This is a genomic window from Yoonia sp., from assembly GCF_046292185.1.
GTDB lineage: Bacteria > Pseudomonadota > Alphaproteobacteria > Rhodobacterales > Rhodobacteraceae > Yoonia.
Genome location: NZ_JBKBQY010000038.1, coordinates 1 through 20,696, shown reverse-complemented (window position 1 = coordinate 20,696; position 20,696 = coordinate 1). Strand labels below are relative to the sequence as shown.

The 20,696-nt window shown below is 60.6% G+C and carries 17 protein-coding genes and 1 riboswitch; of the genes, 1 reads left to right on the top strand and 16 read right to left on the bottom strand.

Going from position 1 to position 20,696, the window contains the following annotated elements; translation table 11 throughout:
• Positions 1-48: 48 nt before the first annotated feature.
• From ACK4TM_RS08835 to chvE, 7 genes are all read right to left on the bottom strand, one after another.
• On the bottom strand, positions 49-1,563 hold the full coding sequence (locus ACK4TM_RS08835) for an aldehyde dehydrogenase (NADP(+)) (RefSeq protein ID WP_409699871.1): 1,515 nt from the start codon (positions 1,561-1,563) through the stop codon (positions 49-51).
• Between the two features lie 15 nt (positions 1,564-1,578).
• On the bottom strand, positions 1,579-2,535 hold the full coding sequence (locus ACK4TM_RS08830) for a Gfo/Idh/MocA family protein (RefSeq protein ID WP_409699868.1): 957 nt from the start codon (positions 2,533-2,535) through the stop codon (positions 1,579-1,581).
• Complete coding sequence (gene araD, locus ACK4TM_RS08825; protein WP_409699865.1) at positions 2,522-4,264, bottom strand: L-arabinonate dehydratase; 1,743 nt, start codon at positions 4,262-4,264, stop codon at positions 2,522-2,524. Before araD ends, ACK4TM_RS08830 begins: the two co-directional genes overlap by 14 nt.
• Before the next feature lie 8 nt (positions 4,265-4,272).
• The gene (gene araD1, locus ACK4TM_RS08820; protein WP_409699862.1) at positions 4,273-5,262 is read right to left on the bottom strand and encodes an AraD1 family protein; all 990 of its coding nucleotides are present in this window, start codon (positions 5,260-5,262) and stop codon (positions 4,273-4,275) included.
• 4 nt (positions 5,263-5,266) lie between these two features.
• On the bottom strand, positions 5,267-6,478 hold the full coding sequence (gene mmsB / locus ACK4TM_RS08815) for a multiple monosaccharide ABC transporter permease (RefSeq protein ID WP_409699859.1): 1,212 nt from the start codon (positions 6,476-6,478) through the stop codon (positions 5,267-5,269).
• Positions 6,475-8,007 (bottom strand): multiple monosaccharide ABC transporter ATP-binding protein, encoded by a 1,533-nt coding sequence (mmsA, locus tag ACK4TM_RS08810; protein WP_409699856.1) that lies wholly within the window; start codon positions 8,005-8,007, stop codon positions 6,475-6,477. Before mmsA ends, mmsB begins: the two co-directional genes overlap by 4 nt.
• A 72-nt stretch (positions 8,008-8,079) precedes the next feature.
• Positions 8,080-9,156, bottom strand: coding sequence for a multiple monosaccharide ABC transporter substrate-binding protein (gene chvE, locus ACK4TM_RS08805; RefSeq protein ID WP_409699853.1), 1,077 nt, complete (start codon positions 9,154-9,156; stop codon positions 8,080-8,082).
• Between the two features lie 185 nt (positions 9,157-9,341).
• On the opposite strand from chvE, the gene ACK4TM_RS08800 reads away from it, so the two are divergent.
• The gene (locus ACK4TM_RS08800) at positions 9,342-10,355 is read left to right on the top strand and encodes a LysR family transcriptional regulator (RefSeq protein WP_409699851.1); all 1,014 of its coding nucleotides are present in this window, start codon (positions 9,342-9,344) and stop codon (positions 10,353-10,355) included.
• A 43-nt stretch (positions 10,356-10,398) separates the two neighbouring features.
• Here the strand turns inward: ACK4TM_RS08800 and ACK4TM_RS08795 are convergent, their stop codons facing one another.
• From ACK4TM_RS08795 to ACK4TM_RS08755, 9 genes are all read right to left on the bottom strand, one after another.
• Positions 10,399-11,787, bottom strand: coding sequence for an ABC transporter ATP-binding protein (locus ACK4TM_RS08795; RefSeq protein WP_409699848.1), 1,389 nt, complete (start codon positions 11,785-11,787; stop codon positions 10,399-10,401).
• Positions 11,784-12,605: an ABC transporter permease gene (locus tag ACK4TM_RS08790; RefSeq protein WP_409699845.1), complete on the bottom strand. Its 822-nt coding sequence runs from the start codon at positions 12,603-12,605 to the stop codon at positions 11,784-11,786. Before ACK4TM_RS08790 ends, ACK4TM_RS08795 begins: the two co-directional genes overlap by 4 nt.
• A complete protein-coding gene (locus ACK4TM_RS08785) occupies positions 12,602-13,588 on the bottom strand; it encodes an ABC transporter permease (protein WP_409699842.1) in 987 nt (328 codons plus the stop codon). Before ACK4TM_RS08785 ends, ACK4TM_RS08790 begins: the two co-directional genes overlap by 4 nt.
• Positions 13,579-15,132, bottom strand: coding sequence for an ABC transporter substrate-binding protein (locus ACK4TM_RS08780; protein WP_409699839.1), 1,554 nt, complete (start codon positions 15,130-15,132; stop codon positions 13,579-13,581). The genes ACK4TM_RS08785 and ACK4TM_RS08780 overlap by 10 nt, the downstream gene beginning before the upstream one ends.
• A complete protein-coding gene (locus tag ACK4TM_RS08775; RefSeq protein WP_409699836.1) occupies positions 15,129-15,893 on the bottom strand; it encodes a (2Fe-2S) ferredoxin domain-containing protein in 765 nt (254 codons plus the stop codon). Before ACK4TM_RS08775 ends, ACK4TM_RS08780 begins: the two co-directional genes overlap by 4 nt.
• Positions 15,894-16,005: 112 nt before the next feature.
• A riboswitch (cobalamin riboswitch) is annotated at positions 16,006-16,222 on the bottom strand.
• Positions 16,223-16,257: 35 nt separating this feature from the next.
• Positions 16,258-17,472, bottom strand: a complete 1,215-nt coding sequence (locus ACK4TM_RS08770; protein WP_409699833.1) for a hypothetical protein — start codon at positions 17,470-17,472, stop codon at positions 16,258-16,260.
• Between the two features lie 84 nt (positions 17,473-17,556).
• Entirely contained in the window at positions 17,557-18,318 is a 762-nt protein-coding gene (locus ACK4TM_RS08765) for a hypothetical protein (protein WP_409699830.1), read from the bottom strand.
• Positions 18,319-18,339: 21 nt separating this feature from the next.
• Entirely contained in the window at positions 18,340-19,644 is a 1,305-nt protein-coding gene (locus ACK4TM_RS08760; protein ID WP_409699827.1) for a hypothetical protein, read from the bottom strand.
• 204 nt (positions 19,645-19,848) lie between these two features.
• Positions 19,849-20,696 (bottom strand): ABC transporter substrate-binding protein (locus ACK4TM_RS08755; protein ID WP_409699824.1); only part of this gene is annotated, 848 nt, incomplete at its 5' end.

Here is a 20,696-nt window from a genome sequence, read left to right as displayed (position 1 = left end):
GGCTGTGCCCCCCCCACAGACTGGTCAGCGGGGGGGGGGCAGCAATTGTCACAGGTCGCGTAAATCGTCAGGCAACAGGCCCGCAGGCATATTCTGATAACAGACGGGCCGCAGGAACCGCCGGATCGCCATCGTGCCGACCGAAGTCGCGCCAAAATTCGTGCTGGCCGGATAGGGTCCGCCATGAACCATGGCTTCGGCGACTTCGACGCCAGTCGGGAAACCGTTGACGAGGATGCGACCGGCCTTGCGTTCAAGGACCGGCATCAGCGCTTTGCCGACCTCTTCATCCGCATCATCCATCTGCAAGGTGCAGGTCAGCTGTCCGTGCAAGCCCTTGGCAATGGTCTGCATCTGATCAATGTCTTCCGCCCGGATCACGATACCGGCGGGGCCGAACATCTCGATCGAAAGGTCAGGATTAACCAGCCAATCGGGACCGCTTACGACGAACAGCGCCGGACCAGCGTTGCGCCCGTCGCATTGCGCGCCGAGTTTTGTTGCCACCGTAGCGGCACCGTTGACGGTTTCCACATTGGCGCGGTACGCTTGTGCTGTGCCTTCAGTCAGCATTGGCGCTGGTCCAACCTCAGCCAATGCCGCAGCCGCCGCGTCGATAAAGGCGTCAGCGTCCTTATCTAAAATCACCACCACCCCGGGGTTGGTGCAGAATTGCCCCACGCCCATGGTCAGTGACCCGGCCCAGGCCGCGCCAATCCCATCCGCCCTTGCAGCAGAAGCCGCAGGCAGCACAAAGACCGGGTTGATCGAACCCAGTTCGCCAAAGAACGGGATCGGCTCAGGCCGCGACATCGCCAGATCGAACAAAGCTTTGCCGCCCCGGAACGATCCGGTGAATCCAACTGCGCGAGTCAACGGGTGTTGCACCAGCGCCATGCCAGCCTCATTCGTGTTGGACTGGATGAAACCGAACGTGCCTTTGGGCATCCCGGTTTTGTCAATCGCCGCCGCGATGGCCTGTGCTACGATTTCGCCGGTTGCCGGATGACCGGGATGGCCCTTGTAAACCACGGGGCAGCCCGCGGCCAAGGCGCTGGCCGTATCGCCACCAGCCGTCGAAAAGGCGAGCGGGAAATTGGACGCACCGAATACCGCGACCGGGCCCAAGGGGCGCTGGATCATGCGCAGATCAGGGCGCGGTGCCGGGGCGCGATCCGGCAAAGCGGCATCATGGCGGCGGTCCAGATAGGCACCATCGCGGATATGTGTCGCGAAAAGCCGCAATTGCCCGCAGGTGCGGCCGCGTTCACCATCCAGCCGCGCAGCGGGCAAGCCAGTTTCAGCAGTGCCATGCGTGGTCAGATCGGCACCGCGCGCATCGATTTCGTCGGCGATGGCCTCAAGAAAGGCAGCGCGGTCGGCGCGGCTGGTCCAGCCGTAGCTGGCAAAGGCGTCCTCTGCCGCTTGCATGGCGGCGCCAGCCTCGGCGTTACCACCGGAGAGGACGGTGAGTGCAGGTCCGGTTACAGGATCTGACTGGAACGCGCTGCCGCCTGCTACCCATACGCCATTGATCAGGTGTTGCCCGGTAAGTTCGGTCATGTTGTGTTCCTTTGTTCAGTCGTGGAATGCCGCAACAACGCGGCGCTGCCCCAGCATGAATGCATCCGCCACATGCAAGAGGGGTGCGATATCGACGTCGGATTGTCCGGCCTCGATCAACTCGGCAAAGCGGGCGTAAAGCGCGGGGTATTCCCCCTGCGCCGGGACCTGCTGCGCCGTGCCGTTGATGTGCAATTTGGCACCGCCATCGGTCAGGCGCAACTGGCCCTGCGTCGTTTCCACCGTGATGTTCCAGGTCTGCGGTCCTTCCTGACGCCAGTCGAAATCAGCCTTTACCACCATGCCCGCTGCACCGGCAAATGTCAGATCGGCCGCAATCGGTGTGTCCCGGTTTGCAGGGAAATCCAGTGTCGCGCTGCTCAGATGCACGGGGTTAGGCAAAATCTCGGTCATGATCGACAGGGCGTTGATACCCGGATCAAAGACGCCAAGGCCGCCCGCCTGCCAGATCCAGTCCTGACCCGGATGCCAGCGGCGCACGTCCTCTCTCCAGTCAATCTGTACCGATGTTATCTGCGCATCGCGCAGCCAGGCGCGCGCCGCCGCCACACCCGCAGCATAGCGCGAATGCCATGTGGCGAACAAGGTCACGCCTTTTGCCTTTGCCAGCCGGTCGAGTTTCAATACCTCTGATACCGTGGCACCGGGCGGTTTTTCCAGCATTGTATGTTTGCCCGCCACAATCGCACGGGTCGCAATGTCAAAGCGCGGCACCGGCGGCATGCAAAGCGACAGCGCCTTGATATCGGGTCGCGCGTCCAGCAGGGCGGCAATATCTGTATGGTTTTCCACGCCGTCGATACCGCCGGATCCGCTGACCGTTGCAGACAGTTCGAATGCGTCGCAGCCAGAAATCGCAGGGATATGCTGGTCGCGGGCGATTTTACCCACGCCGATGATCGCGGTGGGCATCAGCCGGATGGCGGCACCTGTGGGGCTAGTGGCTGTCACGGGGCACCTCGTTTCCTCGGTTGCCTTTCAGCACCGCGAAATCAGCGCCGGTGTCCGCACCTTCGACATTATCCACGAACATCTTGGAAAATCCGCTTTTGAACATTGGGACAGGCGGGGTCCATGCAGCCAGCCGCGCGGCCAATTCGTCGTCCGGGATATCCAGATGGATACGCCGCGCCGCCACGTCGAGTTCGATCATATCGCCGGTCTGCACCACCGCCAGCGGGCCACCTGCGGCGGCTTCGGGTGCGGTATGAAGCACGACCGTACCATAGGCGGTGCCGGACATGCGGGCGTCGGAAATCCGCACCATGTCGGTGATCCCTTTTTTCAGGACTTTGGGCGGCAGCCCCATATTGCCGACCTCCGACATGCCAGGATAGCCCTTTGGCCCGCAGTTTTTCAAAACCATCACGCAGGTCTCGTCGATATCCAGCGCGTCGTCGTTGATACGCGCCTTATAGTCGTCGATATCCTCGAAAACCACTGCGCGACCGCGATGCTGCATCAGATGGGGGCTGGCGGCTGAGGGTTTCAGCACGGCACCATTGGGCGCAAGGTTGCCGCGCAGCACGGCAATCCCGCCCGATGCGGCCAAGGCCTTTTCCACCGGCAGGATCACGTCCTCGTTCCAGTTCTTGGCCTCTTTCACCTCGTCCCAGACGCTTTCGCCAGAGACGGTCAGCGCGTCCTTGTGAAGCATTCCAGCCTCGCCCAGACGGCGCATGACGACGGGCAGGCCGCCGGCGTAAAAGAACTCTTCCATCAGGTATTTGCCCGATGGCATCAGGTTCACGATTGTCGGCACATCGCGCCCACAACGATCCCAGTCATCAAGCGTCAGATCCACCTCGACCCGGCCAGCCAGTGCGAGCAGGTGAATCACGGCGTTGGTGGACCCACCAATGGCACCATTGGTGCGAATCGCGTTTTCAAACGCCTGTTTGGTCAGGATGTCGGACGGTTTGAGATCATCCTTGACCATCTGCACGATACGCCGGCCTGTCAGCTGCGCCATCACGCGGCGCCTGCTATCGACGCCGGGAATGGCGGCGTTGCCGGACAGGGCCATGCCCAGAGCCTCGGCCATCGAGGCCATCGTGCTGGCAGTCCCCATCGTGTTGCAGGTGCCTGAGGATCGGCTCATTGCCTGCTCTGCTTCAAGGAAATCTTCCTGGCTCATCTTGCCGGCCTTGATGTCTTCGGACATCTGCCACAGCGCGGTGCCCGACCCGACCCGTTCACCGCGGAACCAGCCGTTCAGCATTGGCCCGCCCGTGACGACAATGGACGGGATATCGGTCGAGGCGGCACCCATCATCAAGCTGGGCGTTGTCTTGTCACAGCCAACCAGCAGCACCGCGCCATCGATGGGCTGGGCGCGCATCACTTCCTCGACCGCCATGGCGGCAAGGTTTCGATACATCATCGCGGTAGGGCGGAACGTGTTTTCGGATGCAGAAAATACCGGCACTTCCAACGGAAAACCGCCTGCTTCCCAGACGCCTGCCTTCACCTTTTCGGCCAATTCGCGCAGATGGCCGTTGCACGGTGTCATATCCGACCAGGTATTCAGGATAGCGATTACCGGGCGACCATCGAACAGATCGTGCGGATAGCCCTGATTTTTCAGCCAACCACGGTGGTAGATATTGTCACGGCTATTGCCGCCGTACCATTCCTGAGAACGTAATTCGCGGGGCCATTTTGCGGGTTTGAACGTCATGATATCTCCTATAGCACCACTACGGCGACGCGTTTGTCCTGTAAGCTTGTCGCCAGCTGCAAGGTGTTGCGCAAAGGCAGTCCAAACGTCGGGGCGCTGATTTCATACACGTCTCCCGACTGGCAGACCACCCCTTGGGCAAAGGACAAGGTAGCGGTGCCAAACATATGCACATGCACATCGCCGGGTTGGCAGAAGATGTCATATTTAAAGTGATGATGTTCCAAATTGGCGATGGTGTGGGACATATTCGCTTCGCCCGACACGAAGGGCGCGTCAAAGACAGGTTGCCCACCACGCACGATCCGGCTGCGACCTTGCACGTCTTGCGGCAGATCACCGACCAGCATTTCCGGACCCACCGCACAGGCACGCAGTTTGGAATGGGCCAGATAAAGGTAATTCTGCTTTTCCATCACATGATCGGAAAATTCATTCGCCAGCGCAAAACCGGCGCGGAACGGCGTGCCATCGGGTCCAATGATGTAAAGCCCCGCGATTTCGGGTTCTTCACCCGCGTCGTCGGCAAAACCGGGCGCTTGCAAGGTAGCGCCGGGGGCGACTAGCGCGTGACCTGTCCCTTTGTAAAACCATTCCGGCTGGACACCGACGGTTTCACCTGCGGGTTTGCCACCTTCGACACCCCAGCGGAACATCTTCATAGAATCCGTTTCTGCCTTGTCCGCCTTTTCATGCATGGCGGCGCGGGTGGATGCGCTGCCCAAATGGGTCAGACCGGTGCCGGTCAGATGGGTATGCGCGGGATCGGGGTGAAACAATGGCGGCAGCATCTGGCCTGCGTCATGAAGCGCCGCCAGATCGACGGCATTGCCCAGACCTAACTGACCGATCCGGTCACGCAGCCCGATACCGCGCGTGGCACAATCCATGGTGAGGTCATAGATCGACATCTCGGTCGCGACCAGATGCGCATGGGTGCCGTCGCGGGCGACGATCTGAATGCCGCCATCCGGTTTGCGATATTGCGAAAGCAGCATGATCTTATCCTTGTTTCTTGTTCATGACGTCAAAAATCACGGCAGCGAGAAGCACCAATCCCTTGATACATTGCTGCCAGTCGATACCGATCCCGAGGATCGACATGCCGTTATTCATCACCCCCATGATGAAGGCGCCGATGACAGCACCCACGATGGTGCCGACACCGCCGGCCATGGACGCCCCGCCGATAAAGACGGCCGCGATCACGTCGAGTTCAAATCCGGCACCCGCCTTGGGCGTCGCGGTGTTCAGCCGTGCGGCAAAGACCAGTCCGGCAAGGGCTGCAAGGACACCCATATTGGCGAAGGTCAGGAAAGTCAGCCGCCGGCTGTTGATCCCCGACAGGGACGCCGCCTTTTCATTGCCGCCGATTGCATAGATACGGCGACCGATCGTGGTGCGGCTGGTGACAAAGGAATAGACCGCGATCAGCAGCGCCATGACAATGAACACATTCGGCAGACCACGGAAATCGGCCATCAGAAAGCTCATATAGATCAGGGCGACAAAGATCAGTCCGTTCTTGGCGGCAAAGAACACGAAAGGTTCTTCGATGCTGCCGGTTTTTCCAGCCTCGTTGCGGCTGCGGATTGCCAGAACGAGGATCGTGGTCGCAACCAGCACCCCGATCAGCAAGGAGAACAGGTTCAGGTTTTCGCCGCCCAGCAGATCCGGAATGAAGCCCGAGGCGATTAGCTGGAATTGCGCAGGAAACGGGCCGACAGATTGTCCTGCCAGCAGCCATAATGTCAGGCCCTTGAACACCAGCATCCCTGCAAGCGTGACGATAAAGGACGGAATGCGAAAATAAGCAACCCAGAACCCCTGTGCCGCGCCGATCAGGCCGCCCGCCACAAGGCACAGGAAGGCGGCCACCAGATAGGGAATGCCAAATTGCACGATCATCACGGCAGCCAATGCGCCGATAAACCCCATGACAGACCCGACGGAGAGGTCGATATGCCCTGCCACGATCACCAGCAACATGCCGACGGCCATGATGATAATATAGCTGTTCTGCAGGATGAGGTTGGTCAGATTCACGGGGCGCAGCAGGATTCCGCCAGTTGCCACTTGGAAAAAGGCCATGATCGCGATCAACGCAAACAGAATGCCATATTCACGCATATGCGCGCGCAGAAAGCTGAGCGTGGATTTCACCTGCACATGCGGCACGCTCGCCTTGTCAGGGTTGGTGGTGGTCTGGGTCATTTGCGATCCCCCGATCTGATGATGGTAGCCATGATTTTTTCCTGCGAAGCTTCTGCTGTCGGCATTTCGCCGACAAACGCGCCTTCGTTCATGACGTAAATACGGTCCGTCACGCCCAGCAATTCAGGCATTTCAGACGAGATAACGATGACCGCCTTACCGGCTGCGGCCAGTTCGCGGATCACGGTGTAGATTTCATATTTGGCGCCCACGTCGATCCCGCGGGTCGGTTCGTCCAGGATCAGAACGTCAGGATCGGCGAACAGCCATTTCGACAGCACGACCTTTTGCTGGTTGCCGCCGGACAGGTTGATCGTCTCCTGCTCGATCGAGCTTGATTTCACGTTCAGCCGGGTGCGGTATTGGTTGGCGACGGCCGCCTCTTTTTCACGGTCGATGACGATGCCGTTGGCAACCCCGCTCAACCGGGCAAGCGGGACATTGCGCCGGATCGTCTGATCAAGCACCAGACCATAGGTCTTGCGATCCTCTGTCGCATAGGCCAGCCCTGCATTGATGGCGCGGCGCACCGTGGACAAGTCCACGTCGCGTCCGGCAATCTGCACCGACCCGGTGATGTTGCGGCCATAGCTGCGCCCGAACAACGACATGGCAAGCTCAGTGCGACCCGCACCCATCAGTCCGGCGATACCCAGCACCTCACCCTTTTTGACGTGGAAGGACACGTTTTTCACGACTTGCCGGTCATTCTGCAGCGGGTGCATGACACCCCAGTCTCGCACCTGCATAGCGATCTCCGGGGTAGAGGTATCGACGCGCGGAGGATAACGGTCGTCCATCGACCGGCCCACCATATCGCGGATGATCTTTTCTTCGCTGATGCCCTGTGAACAATCCAGCCGCGACACGGCAGCACCGTCCCGAATGACTGTGATCGTATCGGCGACTTTGCTGATTTCGTTCAGCTTATGGGTGATCAAGATCGAGGTGACGCCCTGGCGTTTGAATTCCAGAAGCAGTTCCAGCAGTTTCGCGCTGTCATTTTCGTTCAGCGAAGACGTGGGTTCGTCAAGGATCAGCAAACGCACATCCTTGGACAAGGCCTTGGCGATTTCGATCAATTGCTGTTTGCCCAGGCCCAGCGTGCCCACTGGCGTGTCTGGGTGTTCTCTCAGCCCCACCCGAGCCAGCAATTTCGCGGCGCCTTCCCGTGTGGCGCGCCAGTCCAACACACCGCGTGTCGCGCGTTCATTGCCCAGATAGATATTTTCCGCCACCGACAAAAGCGGCACCAGCGCCAGTTCTTGATGGATGATGATGATGCCCTTCGCCTCGCTATCGCGGATGCCGCCGAACGTCTGCACCTGTCCGTCATAGACGATGTCGCCACTGTAACTACCGTGCGGGTAAACGCCGGAAAGCACTTTCATCAAGGTGGATTTGCCTGCGCCGTTTTCGCCGACAAGCGCGTGAATTTCGCCTTCTTCAACTGAAAGGCTGACCTGATCCAGCGCTTTTACACCCGGAAATTCCTTGGTGATCGCGCGCATTTCAAGAAGTATCGCCATGGTAATCCGCCCTTCCCCAGACGTGATCTGTCGGGCGGCAGGGCAAAGCCCGCCGCCCCTTGGTCACGCGGATTATTCGATCTGGTCGCGGGTGTAGTATCCGCTGTCAACCAGCACGGATTCCCAATTGTCCTGGGTCACTGCCACAGGTTCGAGCAGGTAGGACGGCACCACTTTGACGCCGTTGTCATAGGTTTCGGTGTCGTTGATTTCAGGTTCGGCATCGTTCAGCAGCGCCTCGACCATGCCAACGGTCACGCGGGCGAGTTCACGGGTATCCTTGAAGATCGTGGAATATTGTTCACCCGAAATGATTGCCTTGACAGATTGCACCTCGGCATCCTGACCTGACACGATCGGCATTTCCAGATTGCCGGACCCATAGCCCACACCTTTGAGAGACGACAGAATCCCGATGGACAAACCGTCATAGGGCGACAGGACGCCGTGCACATTTGCATCGGTGTAATTGGCGGACAACAGGTTATCCATCCGCGCCTGTGCGACAGATCCGTCCCAACGCAAGGTGCCGACCTCGGACATGCCCATCTGGCCGGACTTGATCACGACATCGCCCGCGTCGATCAACGGTTGCAGCACGCTCATCGCGCCATCGTAAAAGAAATAGGCGTTGTTGTCGTCCGGGCTGCCGCCAAACAATTCGACGTTCCAAGGCTTGCCATCGGGAAAGCGTGCGTTCAGTCCGTCCACCAGGGTGGTCGCCTGCTGCACACCGACCTTGAAGTTGTCAAACGTCGCATAATAGCTGACATCGCCGCTTTCCCGGATCAGCCGGTCATAGGCCACCACATCGACATCTGCAGCAGCGGCGTTGGCCAGCACATTCGACAATGTCGTGCCGTCGATCGCCGCAATCACCAAGACATCCACGCCTTTGGTGACCATGTTTTCGATCTGGGCCAGCTGATTTGGAATGTCGTCATCGGCATATTGCAGATCGACGGTATAGCCCGCAGCCTCGAACTGTTCGACCATGTTGTCGCCGTCGGCGATCCAACGGGCCGATGATTTCGTCGGCATCGAAATACCGACAAAGCCAGCGTCCTGCGCGATGGTCTGCGTTGCCAGCGCACCGGCGCTGAATGCGACCAGCGCGGTCGTGGTCAGCATGGATTTCAGAATCTTCATCTCGTCCTCCCTTGTGCGACAGCCCGTCAGTCTCCCCCCAGACATATCGCGCGGTTGTGTTAAGCAGGACGTGACACGCTGCCAAAACCCCTGCCGGCGCGAAACTGCCGCGACAGGGTATGACAATCAAATGCAAATTCGGCTTTCGGATATGCGTATTTCGATATACCTAGGTTCCTACCGCGATGAAAGCGAAGCCGGTGAACAAACAACAGCCATTCGACGCCTCAGCCTCTGCGATGATCCAGCGGGGATTACGCCTGCCACAGCTACGCCTCTTGATCGCAGTGGCTGACATTGGCCAGATTTCCGGTGCCGCCTCTCATGTCGGGATGACGCAACCCGCCGCCTCGCGGATGCTGACGGAACTGGAACGCGCCACGGGGGCGGTTCTTTACGAACGGCATCCGCGCGGTGTGGCGTTGACAGATGCGGGCCATCTTCTGGCCAAACGTGCGCGCACCGCGCTCAATGATCTGGAAACCGCGTTTGACGAAATGCATATGCTCGCGCAGGGCGCAGGCGGGCTGGTGCGGATCGGCACGGTGACCGGGCCGGGACTTGAACTAGTGTTGCCGCTGATCCGTGACATGCGCGTGACTTACCCCGAGATTGCCTTTGAGGTGACGGTCGATACCTCTGACGTTCTGGCTGACGCTCTGTTTGCTAGGCGCATCGATTTTTATATCGGACGCGTGCTGTCCAATGTCAGCCCGCGCGACGTGACCACCACGACCATCGGCATTGAACCTGTCGCACTTATCGTTCGCAGCAACCATCCGCTGATGCGCCGCGCAGTGCTCACGCTCGCTGATACGCTCGCCTTCGACTGGGTGATGCAGGCCCCCGGCGGGTTGCTGCGCCTCGCAGTCGAGGCTTATTTGATTAAGCACGGCCATTCTGCCCCGCCAAGCACATTGAGCACATCATCGCTGTTGCTAACGCTGGGCATGATTTCCGATACCGACGCTGTGGCTCCTGTCGCGCGATCCGTTGCCGATATTCTGGTGGCGCCTCAGGGGATGAACAGCGCCATCAGCGTCCTAAACGTCGCCCATGACATGTGCGTTGCACCCTATGCGCTGATCTGTCGCCGCGCGGCTGAGAACACACCCGTCGTGGCCCGAGTGCTGAGATTGTTGGAGCACCGGATCGGGACGCGCCTTGCCGAAGATAATTTCACGAGCGAGACGGGATAAATCGAGGGTGGTCAATCACTACATACGAGTTGGCAACCGACTGTCATGCCAATTCCAGCATCGCGTGACAGAATCCGCGCAGCAGCGGGCGGTCATGGCTGACCAGAACAATCGCCGCCCCCTGTGCCGCAAGCCGCGCCAGCCCGTTCAACGCCGCCGCTTTTTGCCGCGGGTCCAGCGCGCTGGTCGGTTCGTCTGCCAGCACGAGCGCGGGACGGGCAAGGCTGGCACGCGCCAGCACGACCCGTTGACATTGCCCCGTCGACAACTGGCCCGGCAATCCATCCGGACTGACATGACCCAGTCCGAAAGCACGCAAAGCCTGCACCGCCGCCTGCCTGCGCTGAGCGAATGGCATCCTGTTTGCGCCGACCGTCAGCGGCTCTGCAACGATACGGGCCAAGGCCCAATGCGGGTTCATGCTCGTGAGCGCATCCTGAAACAGCGGCAATACCTGACCCCTGTCATGGCAGTTGCCGAAACGCCGGATCACGCCGCCGGCTGGCGCGATATGTCCGGCCAACGCGGAAAGCAATGTGCTTTTGCCCCCACCAGACGGGCCCGCCACGCCCAGCACCTCGCCAGCGCGCAAACGGAAACTGATATCGCTCACTACCCGCTTGCCGCCGCGCTCCAGCGTCAGATTTTCTACGTCGAGTACCGGTTCGGTCGCCGGCTCGAGTGGGCGGCGCGTCGCGCTGAATGCCGCGAAGTCGCGCAATGCGGCCGTTGCCTTGCCTTGTGCTAGCGCGGCCCCAGTCGTGGCTGCGGTAATCCGTCCGTTTTCAATCAGCAGCACCCTGTCAGCGATGCCCTCCACCAGCGGCAGATCATGGCTGACGATCAGCACACCGGGCGCCCCCATGCGCAGGCAGCTCATAACGTTACGCGCCCTGTCAGCATCGACGGCAGAAGTCGGTTCATCCGCTACAAGAACGGGCGGCTTCAGCGCCACTGCGGCAGCAATATTTGCGCGCTGCAGCATCCCGCCAGACCATTCATGCGGATAACGGTCAAGCATCTCGTCGGGCAGGCCCAAGGCCCTGCACAAATCCGTGACGCGTGCCGGATCAGGGGTCAGCCCGTGGGCGCGCCAACTCTCGGCGATATGCGCGCGCACGGTGCGCAGCGGCGCACAGGCGTCAAACGGGTTCTGCGCGACAAAGCCAATCTCCCGTCCCAGCCGTTTGCGCAAGGCCGTCAGGTCGGCCAAAGCAACACTGCCTTCGGGCGTCGTCAAAGTACCTACGATCTGTGCCGAAGGCGGCAAGAGCCCAAGGATGGCCCGCAGGATCGTGGTCTTGCCGCAACCTGACAACCCGACCAGCGCCAATGTCTCGCCTTTGGCAAGGGTGAAGCTGACATCATGCACTACCACCGATGCACCATAGCTGACGCGTAATCCTTGGACGCACAAAACTGGCGCGGTCATGATCGCGTTTCCGCGGTAGCAAGGTCGCGCAACGCCTCACCCAACAGGTTGGAAGCAACGACAGACGCAAAGATGCAGCCCGCAGGTGCCAACAGCAACCAGGGCGCAATGGTGAAATAGAACCGCGATTCAGCGAGCATCGCCCCCCATTCGGCATGCGGCACCTGCACCCCCAGGCCAAGGAATGAAAACGCGGAAATCGTGGCGATCTGACCGCCCAGACCCAGCGTGGCCAGAACGAGCAATGGCCGGAAAACCACGGGCAATACGTGATGCAGTACTACCCGCCATTCCGGCACCCCAAGATGCCTTGCGACTTTGGCCGCAGGACTGCGCACCGCGTCAAAGGCACAGGCGCGCGCGATCCGTGCCTTGTAGGCCCAGTCGGCAGCCGCCAGCGCGATCAGCAGGTTAATGTAACCCGGCCCCAGCAAACCCAGCACCGCAAACGCGACGATGAGCCCAGGCAAGGCCATGACCACGTCAACGACGCGCATCAGTGCGGCATCAAGCCAGCGGGCCGAAAGGGCGGCAAGCGTGCCGATGGTCAACCCCACCAGCGTCACCGTGAAGGCGACGATCAGTGCCCCGCCCAGCGACCGACGCGCACCGTCCAACAGCCGCGAAAGCTGGTCCCGCCCGGTTGCGTCTGTTCCCAGCAGATGCGCCGGACCCGGCGACAGCAAGGCCGCGCCGTAGTCCGGCAGATTGGGCGGATGCGGCGCGATCATCGGACCAGCCAACGCAAGTCCGGTGATCAGCAGCGCCAGGCCCAGTCCCCAGCGCCCGCTCCGGTGACGCAGCACGGCGGCGCTCATCGCCGGGGCTCTTGCGGGCTGCGCAGACGTGGGTCGAGCGCGATCGCCAGCGTATCTACAAGCAGGCTCGCACCCACATAGGTCAGCACTGCAATCAGAACGAACGCCTGAATGACCGGCACATCGCGGACCGACAGGGCCTGCAGGACATGTTGGCCCACCCCGGGCCATGTAAAAATGCTTTCCAGCACCGGTGCACCACCGATCAATCCGCCAAGGCTGACGCCCACAGCTGTCAGCCACGGCAACACCGCAGGCGGCAGCGCATAGACAACCAGCACGCGGCTGGGTTTGGCCCCACGCGCGCGCGCAACATCGGCAGGACCCCGCCCCAGATGATCGATCAGCCCGGCGCGAAGCAATTGTGTCCACCCTGCCGCGCGATCAATTCCCAGCACAGCCGCCGCAAGGATCAGCGTCACGCCGGCACCGCCGGACAGGACCCGCCCCAGCCCAAAACCGACCACGACGAATTGCAGCAAGAGCAGCGCCAGAACGAAGGACGGCATCGCCGCAAGGATGCGGGTATAGGCCAGAACCAACCTGTCCGGCCAGCGCCCCAGCCATTGCACCGCCACCAAGGCGAGCGCCAGCGACCAGATCACGGAAATCACAAAAGACAGACCGACCAGTTGCAAGGTGGCAGGCAAGCGGCGGAAAATCCCGTGCATGACGGGCTCGCCCGTCCGCCATGAAAGGCCAAAGTCACCCTGCAACACCCCCGCCACCCAGTGCAGGTATCGCTGCCACAGCGGCAGATCGAGGCCAAAGCGGTCGCGCAGCAGGGTGATCATCTCGGGCGTGGGTTCTTCGATACGGCGGGCAGCAAGGATCATATCAACCGGATCGCCCGGGGCGAGCGGCAGCATGAGCCAGACCAGAAGGCTGGCCCCGAAAGCTGCAGCCAGCCCTTGGGCAAGCCGCCCGCCAAAAGAGCGCCCGAAACCCGCTGCTCTGCTGGCCCGCGCGGACATCACTCGCATGCAGCGGTTTGCCATGATACGTGATAAAGCGAAAAGCCGGGCTGATAGCAGGCGTAGCGGTCATTCGTGATCACCCGCCCCATATGAATGTTGAAGGAGAACACATAGGGGTCCTCGTCCCAAAGGATTATCTGGATTTCATACAGAATCTCTGTCCGACGGCGCGCCTCCACCTCTGACGCCAATTTCGTGATCAGCGCATTCACCATCTCGTTGTCATAGCCGCCGTAGTTGCGTCGCCCACCGGGCAGAAGATAGGTGTCGAGAAAATTCTGCACGCGCCCCCAGCCTGCTGCACCGGTCGATACCATCGCGATGTCCCATCGGTTGGAAGGGTCGAGCAGCGCATCGTTGATCCCGTCATAGCTGACGATTTCAGCCGCAATTCCGACACGGGCAAGCTGCGCCTGCACGGCGGCGGACAAAGGGGCCAGATCAGGTTGCTGCGGATAGATCGCCAGCACGAGCGACAGGCGCTGCCCATCTTTTGCGCGTTGCCCGTCTGCGCCCACAACCCAACCTGCAGCGTCGAGCAGGTCCGCCACCTTGGTCAGATCAGTGCCGTAGTTTTCCAACGCAAATGGTAGATTCGGAGCGTAAAGCGATGTCGCCTGCGCCAGACTGCCACGGAACACATCCTCGGCAATCTCGCGGTAATCGACGGCGCGAATTACGGCTTTTCGCACTTCAGTATCCATCAGCGGGCCGCTTTGCAGGTTCATATAGCCGGTAAACCCGCCTGTCGACAAAGCACCAATATTGAAATGCACGCCCGGTGTCGCATCTACTGCGGGCCGCGCGGCCAGCGGCGGGTAAAGAGCGATATCTGCCTCATTGTTCTGCACCGCCAATATCCGAGCATTCGGGTCAGGGACAAAGCTGACGCTGACCCCTGGCATCGCGGGCGTGCCTTGCCAATAGCCGGGGTAGGCGACTGCCCGCAGCCGCGCGTCATCCAAAGCGGTGACCGCATAGGGGCCAGTATAGATTCCCGCGCCGATAAGCTGCGCCCAATCATCACCTACCTCGTTCACGGCGGCAGCATCAAGGATCAGGAAAACCGATTCATCCGCCAGCACACCGGGCAGTTCCGGCCAGGGGGCGGCGGTCGTCACGGTGATTTCAAGCGGGCCGGTGATGGTGAAACGCGTATCTTCCGGCACAGAGCCTTGGGCAGAAGGCCCCTGGTTCAAGGCTGCATTGATGGCTTCCAGCACTGCCTCGGCGTCGACGGTTTTGCCGTTCTGAAAGGTCAGACCCTGACGCAGGGACAAGACCCAGCGGGTCGGTTCAGGGTTGTCGAGACTTTCCAAAAGCCATGGGTGATGTTGCCCATCCTCGCGGAATTGCATTAAAAGCTCGGCCTGACCGAATTCCTGCATCCAATAGCCATCCTCCCAAGGGTTCATGCTGTCGATGGAAAACGATGTGACGATGCGCAAGGGCGCGGGGTCTTCCTGCGCGGGCAAAGCCAGCGGTGCGACGAGTGCCGCAAAACAGGTCATGCCAGCGAGCAGATTGCGGCGATTGGGGGTGAAGATCATGAAAGACTCCTGTCAATATGGGAAAAGGAAAGTGCGCGGCGGCTGCCCGGACGTTCGGTCAGCCGCAGATCGGGGGCGTCCCCCCCAGCGACAAGAACGTCGGTCACGATCCGGTCAAGGGCCACCTCATCGGGAACGTGAAACCACGCACCCTGCGGATAGACCGCAATCATGGGGCCTTGGTTGCAGGGGAACAAACACCCCGTCGTGGTGGTCAGACAGCGATCTGTCAGTCCGGCCGCAGATAGCCGCGCCTTGAGCATGGTCTGCAACGTACCTGCGCCGCGAAAGGCGCAGCGCGGGCCAGCGCAGATAAAGATATGCAGATCAAAATCCGGAAGGAATTGCCAACCGGCCTTGCCAAGGCTTGGTCGGACCGAAGCGGCGTCCTGCATATCTGCAGCAAGCGCCTGCGTCACCAGTGCTTGCGCCATTGCATCAGGATCGGATGGGTCAGCAAGCGAAAGCCGGATATCCTCTGCCACCGTCAGATGTGCCACCACACCGGGCAACCAAGCGCGGATATTCGCCGCCATTGGAAAGCCGATGGGCTGCACCCGGACATGGCGCGCACCGCTTTCGCGGGCTTTCTGCACCGCTTTGGGCAAGGACAGGCCACTGCCCTCCAGTCGGATCGCGGTGACGGGCCCGCCGAACTGCGCCTTCCCCGCGCGCAGAACAGCCCCCAGCAGCGCGGTTTCATCGCGTGGGGACAGACTGGGCTGTGACAGGCACAGGATCAGGTGATCGGGGTTTTCCAAGTAACAGCCTTTGCATCATGCCGGGGCATGGGCAGGGCAGGACGGAACGTTGTCGCACAAAAGCTGGCGCAGGCGTCTTCATCATGTTTCCTTTCCAGACACCCCGTCCGGTTTTGGTTGCAGTCTTGATGGCAGGTCTCCTGACTTGCGGGTCATTGCCTGCCTGCGCCTTCCCACCCCGACGGGGCAGTGGCATATGCAGGTCGGCTCGCCGCTCACAGTTGCGGGGGCAGTCGCGGATTTGGTGGCTGTTGCCTACACCTCACCGCGTTCCCTTTTCATCCGAGCGCGTCTTTCGGGCGCCCGGAACCATCATCGTCTTGATTGCGCAGATCGCTGCAGGGGTCAATCTGCAATCGGTAGTTCAGTGATCAACACCCGATCCGCCCACGGCGACAATCGTGTAGGGTACACCGTCGATCGGGATCGTGCGATCCTCTTGCAAGGTTGTGGTGGAAACCAACCGTACCAGCCCGTGCAGCGGATCGGTGATCGCGATATGATCCCCTGCCACCGCGAGCCTCGGGCGTGGGTCGCGCCAATGGCCGTCCATGGAATAGGGTTCCGTCACTGTCACGCTTTGTGTGATCTCGCCGGTCAGAACGTTCAGCACATGCAATTGCCCGTCCTCGGTCAGGATATAGCCATTGCGCGCAATCGCAGGGTCAAGCGCGAAATCCACCCGCCGGGTCGGCAGGTCCACCTTGCGGAAAGGTTCCTCGCTTCCCGGCTCGATGATCACCACCGCGTCACTGCCAAAATTGCCAAGGAAGAATTGCAAGGCTACCCCGCCCTTCAGGGTCGAGACGTTACCTTCACCCAGATGATCCGTCGCCAGATGGGTCAGGACCGGGGCTGCACCACCCTCACCCGGTGTGGCAAGCACAATCCCGTCGTGGCAGCCAAAGGCAAAAACACGCGCCGATTGCGCCTGCCCATGCACGCCGGGGCACGAAATGGTCTCGCCGATCTGTGCGCCGCTCCGGTCGATTACCTGCAATCCGACGCGTGGCAATTCGGGGTCTTCATGGGGCACAGAGACGACCAGATAATCACCCATCGGCGCGGCCAATCCGTGATGTGGAGCACCAGCGGCAATTACCTGTGGCGCGAACTCTGCACCGCGCAGCGCGCTTTCGCCGAACAGAGTGATATCACCACTTCCATCATCGAAAACGGCAATCGTGCCCGACCCTTCAACGACATGGGCGGGCTTGGTGCCGAAGATGGTGGATTGCAGCAGGACGGGGTCGCTGAGTTTCATGTCCGCGTGATCGCCGTGATCCTCGAACGCGACACCGGTGTCGATGATGGCGACTTTACCCGCGTCACCCTGTACCGCGAACACAGTTTCGCCGCTGGCGCTGACGGTCAGGGCGGGGGTCATGTCGATGGCGAATTCGGCGTGGGCCTCTGGCTCATCCAAAGTGATCATGCGCACGACGCCATCCGCGTGATCACCGATGAAAAGGCGGTAATGCGTCGCGGTTGCGTCATGGGCCAGGGCGGGGCCAGAGACCAAGGCGGCAACCGCGACACAGGCATGAAGCCTTGTGATGAATGCTAAATTATGTGTCATGTTTCTCTCTGATGTTGATTGGACTAAACTGTTATATTATAACAAACTAAGTTACCAGAGAAAATCAGATCAAACCCGCAGCGGCTAGTCGCCGATCTCGGTCGCGAGCCGGGTCTGCAGCAATTCCTCCTCGACCAGCAGGTAGATTTCTTCGGGCGGCGTATTCAGCGAATAGACCATCAGGCCGGGGTCGATGCCCATCTCGATCAGGTATTCCATGGTCGCGCCCTGCCCGTGCTGAATCCCCTCGACGGCCAGAAAAACCGGCAAATAGCCGGGTGTGTCATAGTAATGCTGGTGCATCCCCACGGCGGCATCGCTCGCGACAATCCGCGCAACGCCGGCCGCAAGAATATAGGGGCAGGCAGACAGACAGATCATCCCCGGCAGCATCACGGTATCCGCACCGGTTGCGCGCACGTGCCGCCCGATGGCCAAAGCCTCGGTCACGGCACCGCCGGGGCTGTTCAGTGCGATGACTTCGGGCGGTGCAGACTGTGCATCCAGATGCGCGGCAAAACGCTCGGCGTCACCAAGCTCAATCGGGCCATTGATCAGCAACACCTGCCCGACCCCATCCGCATCCACAGTCTGAAAGGCCAAGCGGGACGGCATGTTGTCAGGCATGTCAAAGGCGGGCTGACCGGGTCTCGGGCTGAAATCAGGGCGGGGCTGGGCCGGGTCATAGCGGCGCACCTGATCGCCCGGCGTGACCGGACCAGATGGCAAATCGCGCTGATCACCAAAGCGCGGCAGCCAACGGGTATCCATATCCGCGATCACCAGAAAAACCGCGAGCACCGCCTGCCCGATCATGACCCACTTCAGCCCTTGCCCTATTGTCATGGCCCTGCCGAACACGAAGACCTACTCCGCCGCTTTCAGCTTGGCGCTGACATCCTCGTCACGGGCAAGGCTACGGCGCAAGATTTCTGCGTCGGCGGCACCCATGGAAGCCTCTACATCCTTCATCGCGTTGAGCGCCGCCTTGAGTTCAGAGAGGGTCAGCGTATCCTCAATGCTAAGCCCGTCGCGGCCATTGCGGATCGCGGCCTGCGTGATCGCCAGCACAAAGACCAGAATGCCGGGCAGCAGGTCAATTGCGATGGCCCCGGCCCAAGATGGCACAAAGTTACCGGCATATCTGATAACCGCATCGGCGCTGGAAATAGGATTATACGCGGTTTCCTGCGGTGGGGCGATGGCCAGCACCTCATCCGCTGCGCGTCGCAGGGACATGCTGCGCTGGTCGAGCGCGTTCAGCACCGAGCCGATGGTCGAGCTTTGGGCCTGCCGCACGTCAGCGCTGCGCCCGTCGAGTTCCGGCAACACGACAGAGGCGGGCAAATCCTCTGCCGCGCGCGCAACGAGCGGGGCGACGGAATACTGATTCAGGCTGGCGATCACACCGGCCAAACGCACGCTTTCTTCCGAAAACGACACAGAGCGCTGATCGACCGGACCGGGCGCCACCGTCAGCGCGCGCATCCTGCCAAGCACGGCATTGCCTTCGGCAAAGGCCGCCTCGATCAAGGGTTGTTCCTGCGCGATCTGATCTTCGAGGTTGCGCAATTCTTCGGTTTTCTGGGTCAGGACGCGGAAAACAGCCCCTTCACCTGCGGTGCCGGATAATTCGCCGGACCGTTCCTGATCTGCCAAAGCCTCGAAAGCGTCACGGGCTCGACGGACTTCACGGCCCAGCGCCTGCCCTGACAAGGCGATCTGATGCGATTGTTCCAAGGCAGCCTGATAGTCCCGGACGGTATTTTCCAGATGCTGTTCCACCGCCGCCGATCCGGCCAGCGCCGCCGCGTTCAGCCAGCTTGACATCGCGATGATGGCCAGCGATCCGACAATGGTCGATACGGTCAGCCCGACGAACCCCGCGGCACTGCGCATCGCAGGCAGCAGGCGTAACATGTAGCTCCAGAACACGAAGATTCCAACCGAAACCGCCACCGAATAGGCGACCGCTGCGAAAAACGACATCGCGCCAGTATCTTCGAGCAGGGACGACACACCCAGATAGGTGTAGATCCCCGAGGCAATCGCCAGTACGCCAAGCGCTGCAGGGGTGAAGGTGTCAAGCCAGACAAGATGGCCTTCCAGCTCTTTCGCCGTGCGCATCCCCCTGGCTTCGCTGGCTGTCAATTTGCGTGATTGTTCACTCATCCCGTCACCCGATGCTTGCGCACTGGATCAAGCAATGCGCACGGCCAAGACCCCAACAGCCTGCCAATCCGCAACAGCCTTGCCCGAATTGGCGGATTGAGCAAAGGCCTATTCATCTGTGTTAACGCATGAGTGACTTTTAAGGGCACGCAAGCGAAAGGAAATCCCATGGCCGGATCACCCGGCCATGGGACCGTACCTGCCTTAGAACGGGCTGTCGGGGTAAAAGAAGTTCTCTGCGTTGTCCTGTGTGACCAGAACCGAGCCGATGATGAATTCACCCGATACCGGGGTCTGTGAAACCATACCGAGCGCTGTGACCTCAATCGCGGTGGCGATCATCGACGGCGGATATGTCACGTTGGCCGGGATCATCGTATCGCCGTCCATCACCCGCTGGATCATTTCCTTCATCCCAGCACCGCCAAGCACGAATTGCACGTCATCACGCCCTGCGGCCTCGATCGCCGCCAGAACGCCGATAGCCATGTCATCATCCGAGGCCCAGACCGCATCAATCTGTGGATGACGCGACAGGAAATCCTGCATCACTTCAAAGGACGTATCACGGTTCCAGTTGCCATGTTCCATCCCCAGAACGTTGATGCCTGACCCTTCGATGGCTTCCTCAAAACCGGCGACCCGTTCATTGTCGATGGTGGTCGGAATGCCGCGCAATACGACGATATCGCCGCCGTCCGGCATCTGTGATGCCATATACTCGCCAGAAACACGCCCGAAACCGGGATTGTCACCGGCGACATACAGATCCTCGATCCCGTCCACCGAAAGGCCGCGGTCCACGACGGTCACCCAGACGCCTGCGTCGGCCACGTTCTGAACGGGGCCGGTTAGCGGCTCAGATTCAAACGGCAGCACGACCAGAGCGCTGATGTTGCGGGTGGCCAGCATATCTTCGATATCGTTGACCTGGCGCGACGGATCAGATGCCGTGGCCAGCACGAAATCAAGCTCCGGATAGGTTTCTTCCAACCGGTCAATCGCGGCTTGGGCAAAGTAATTCATGCCGCCCGCCCAGCCGTGGGTTGCCG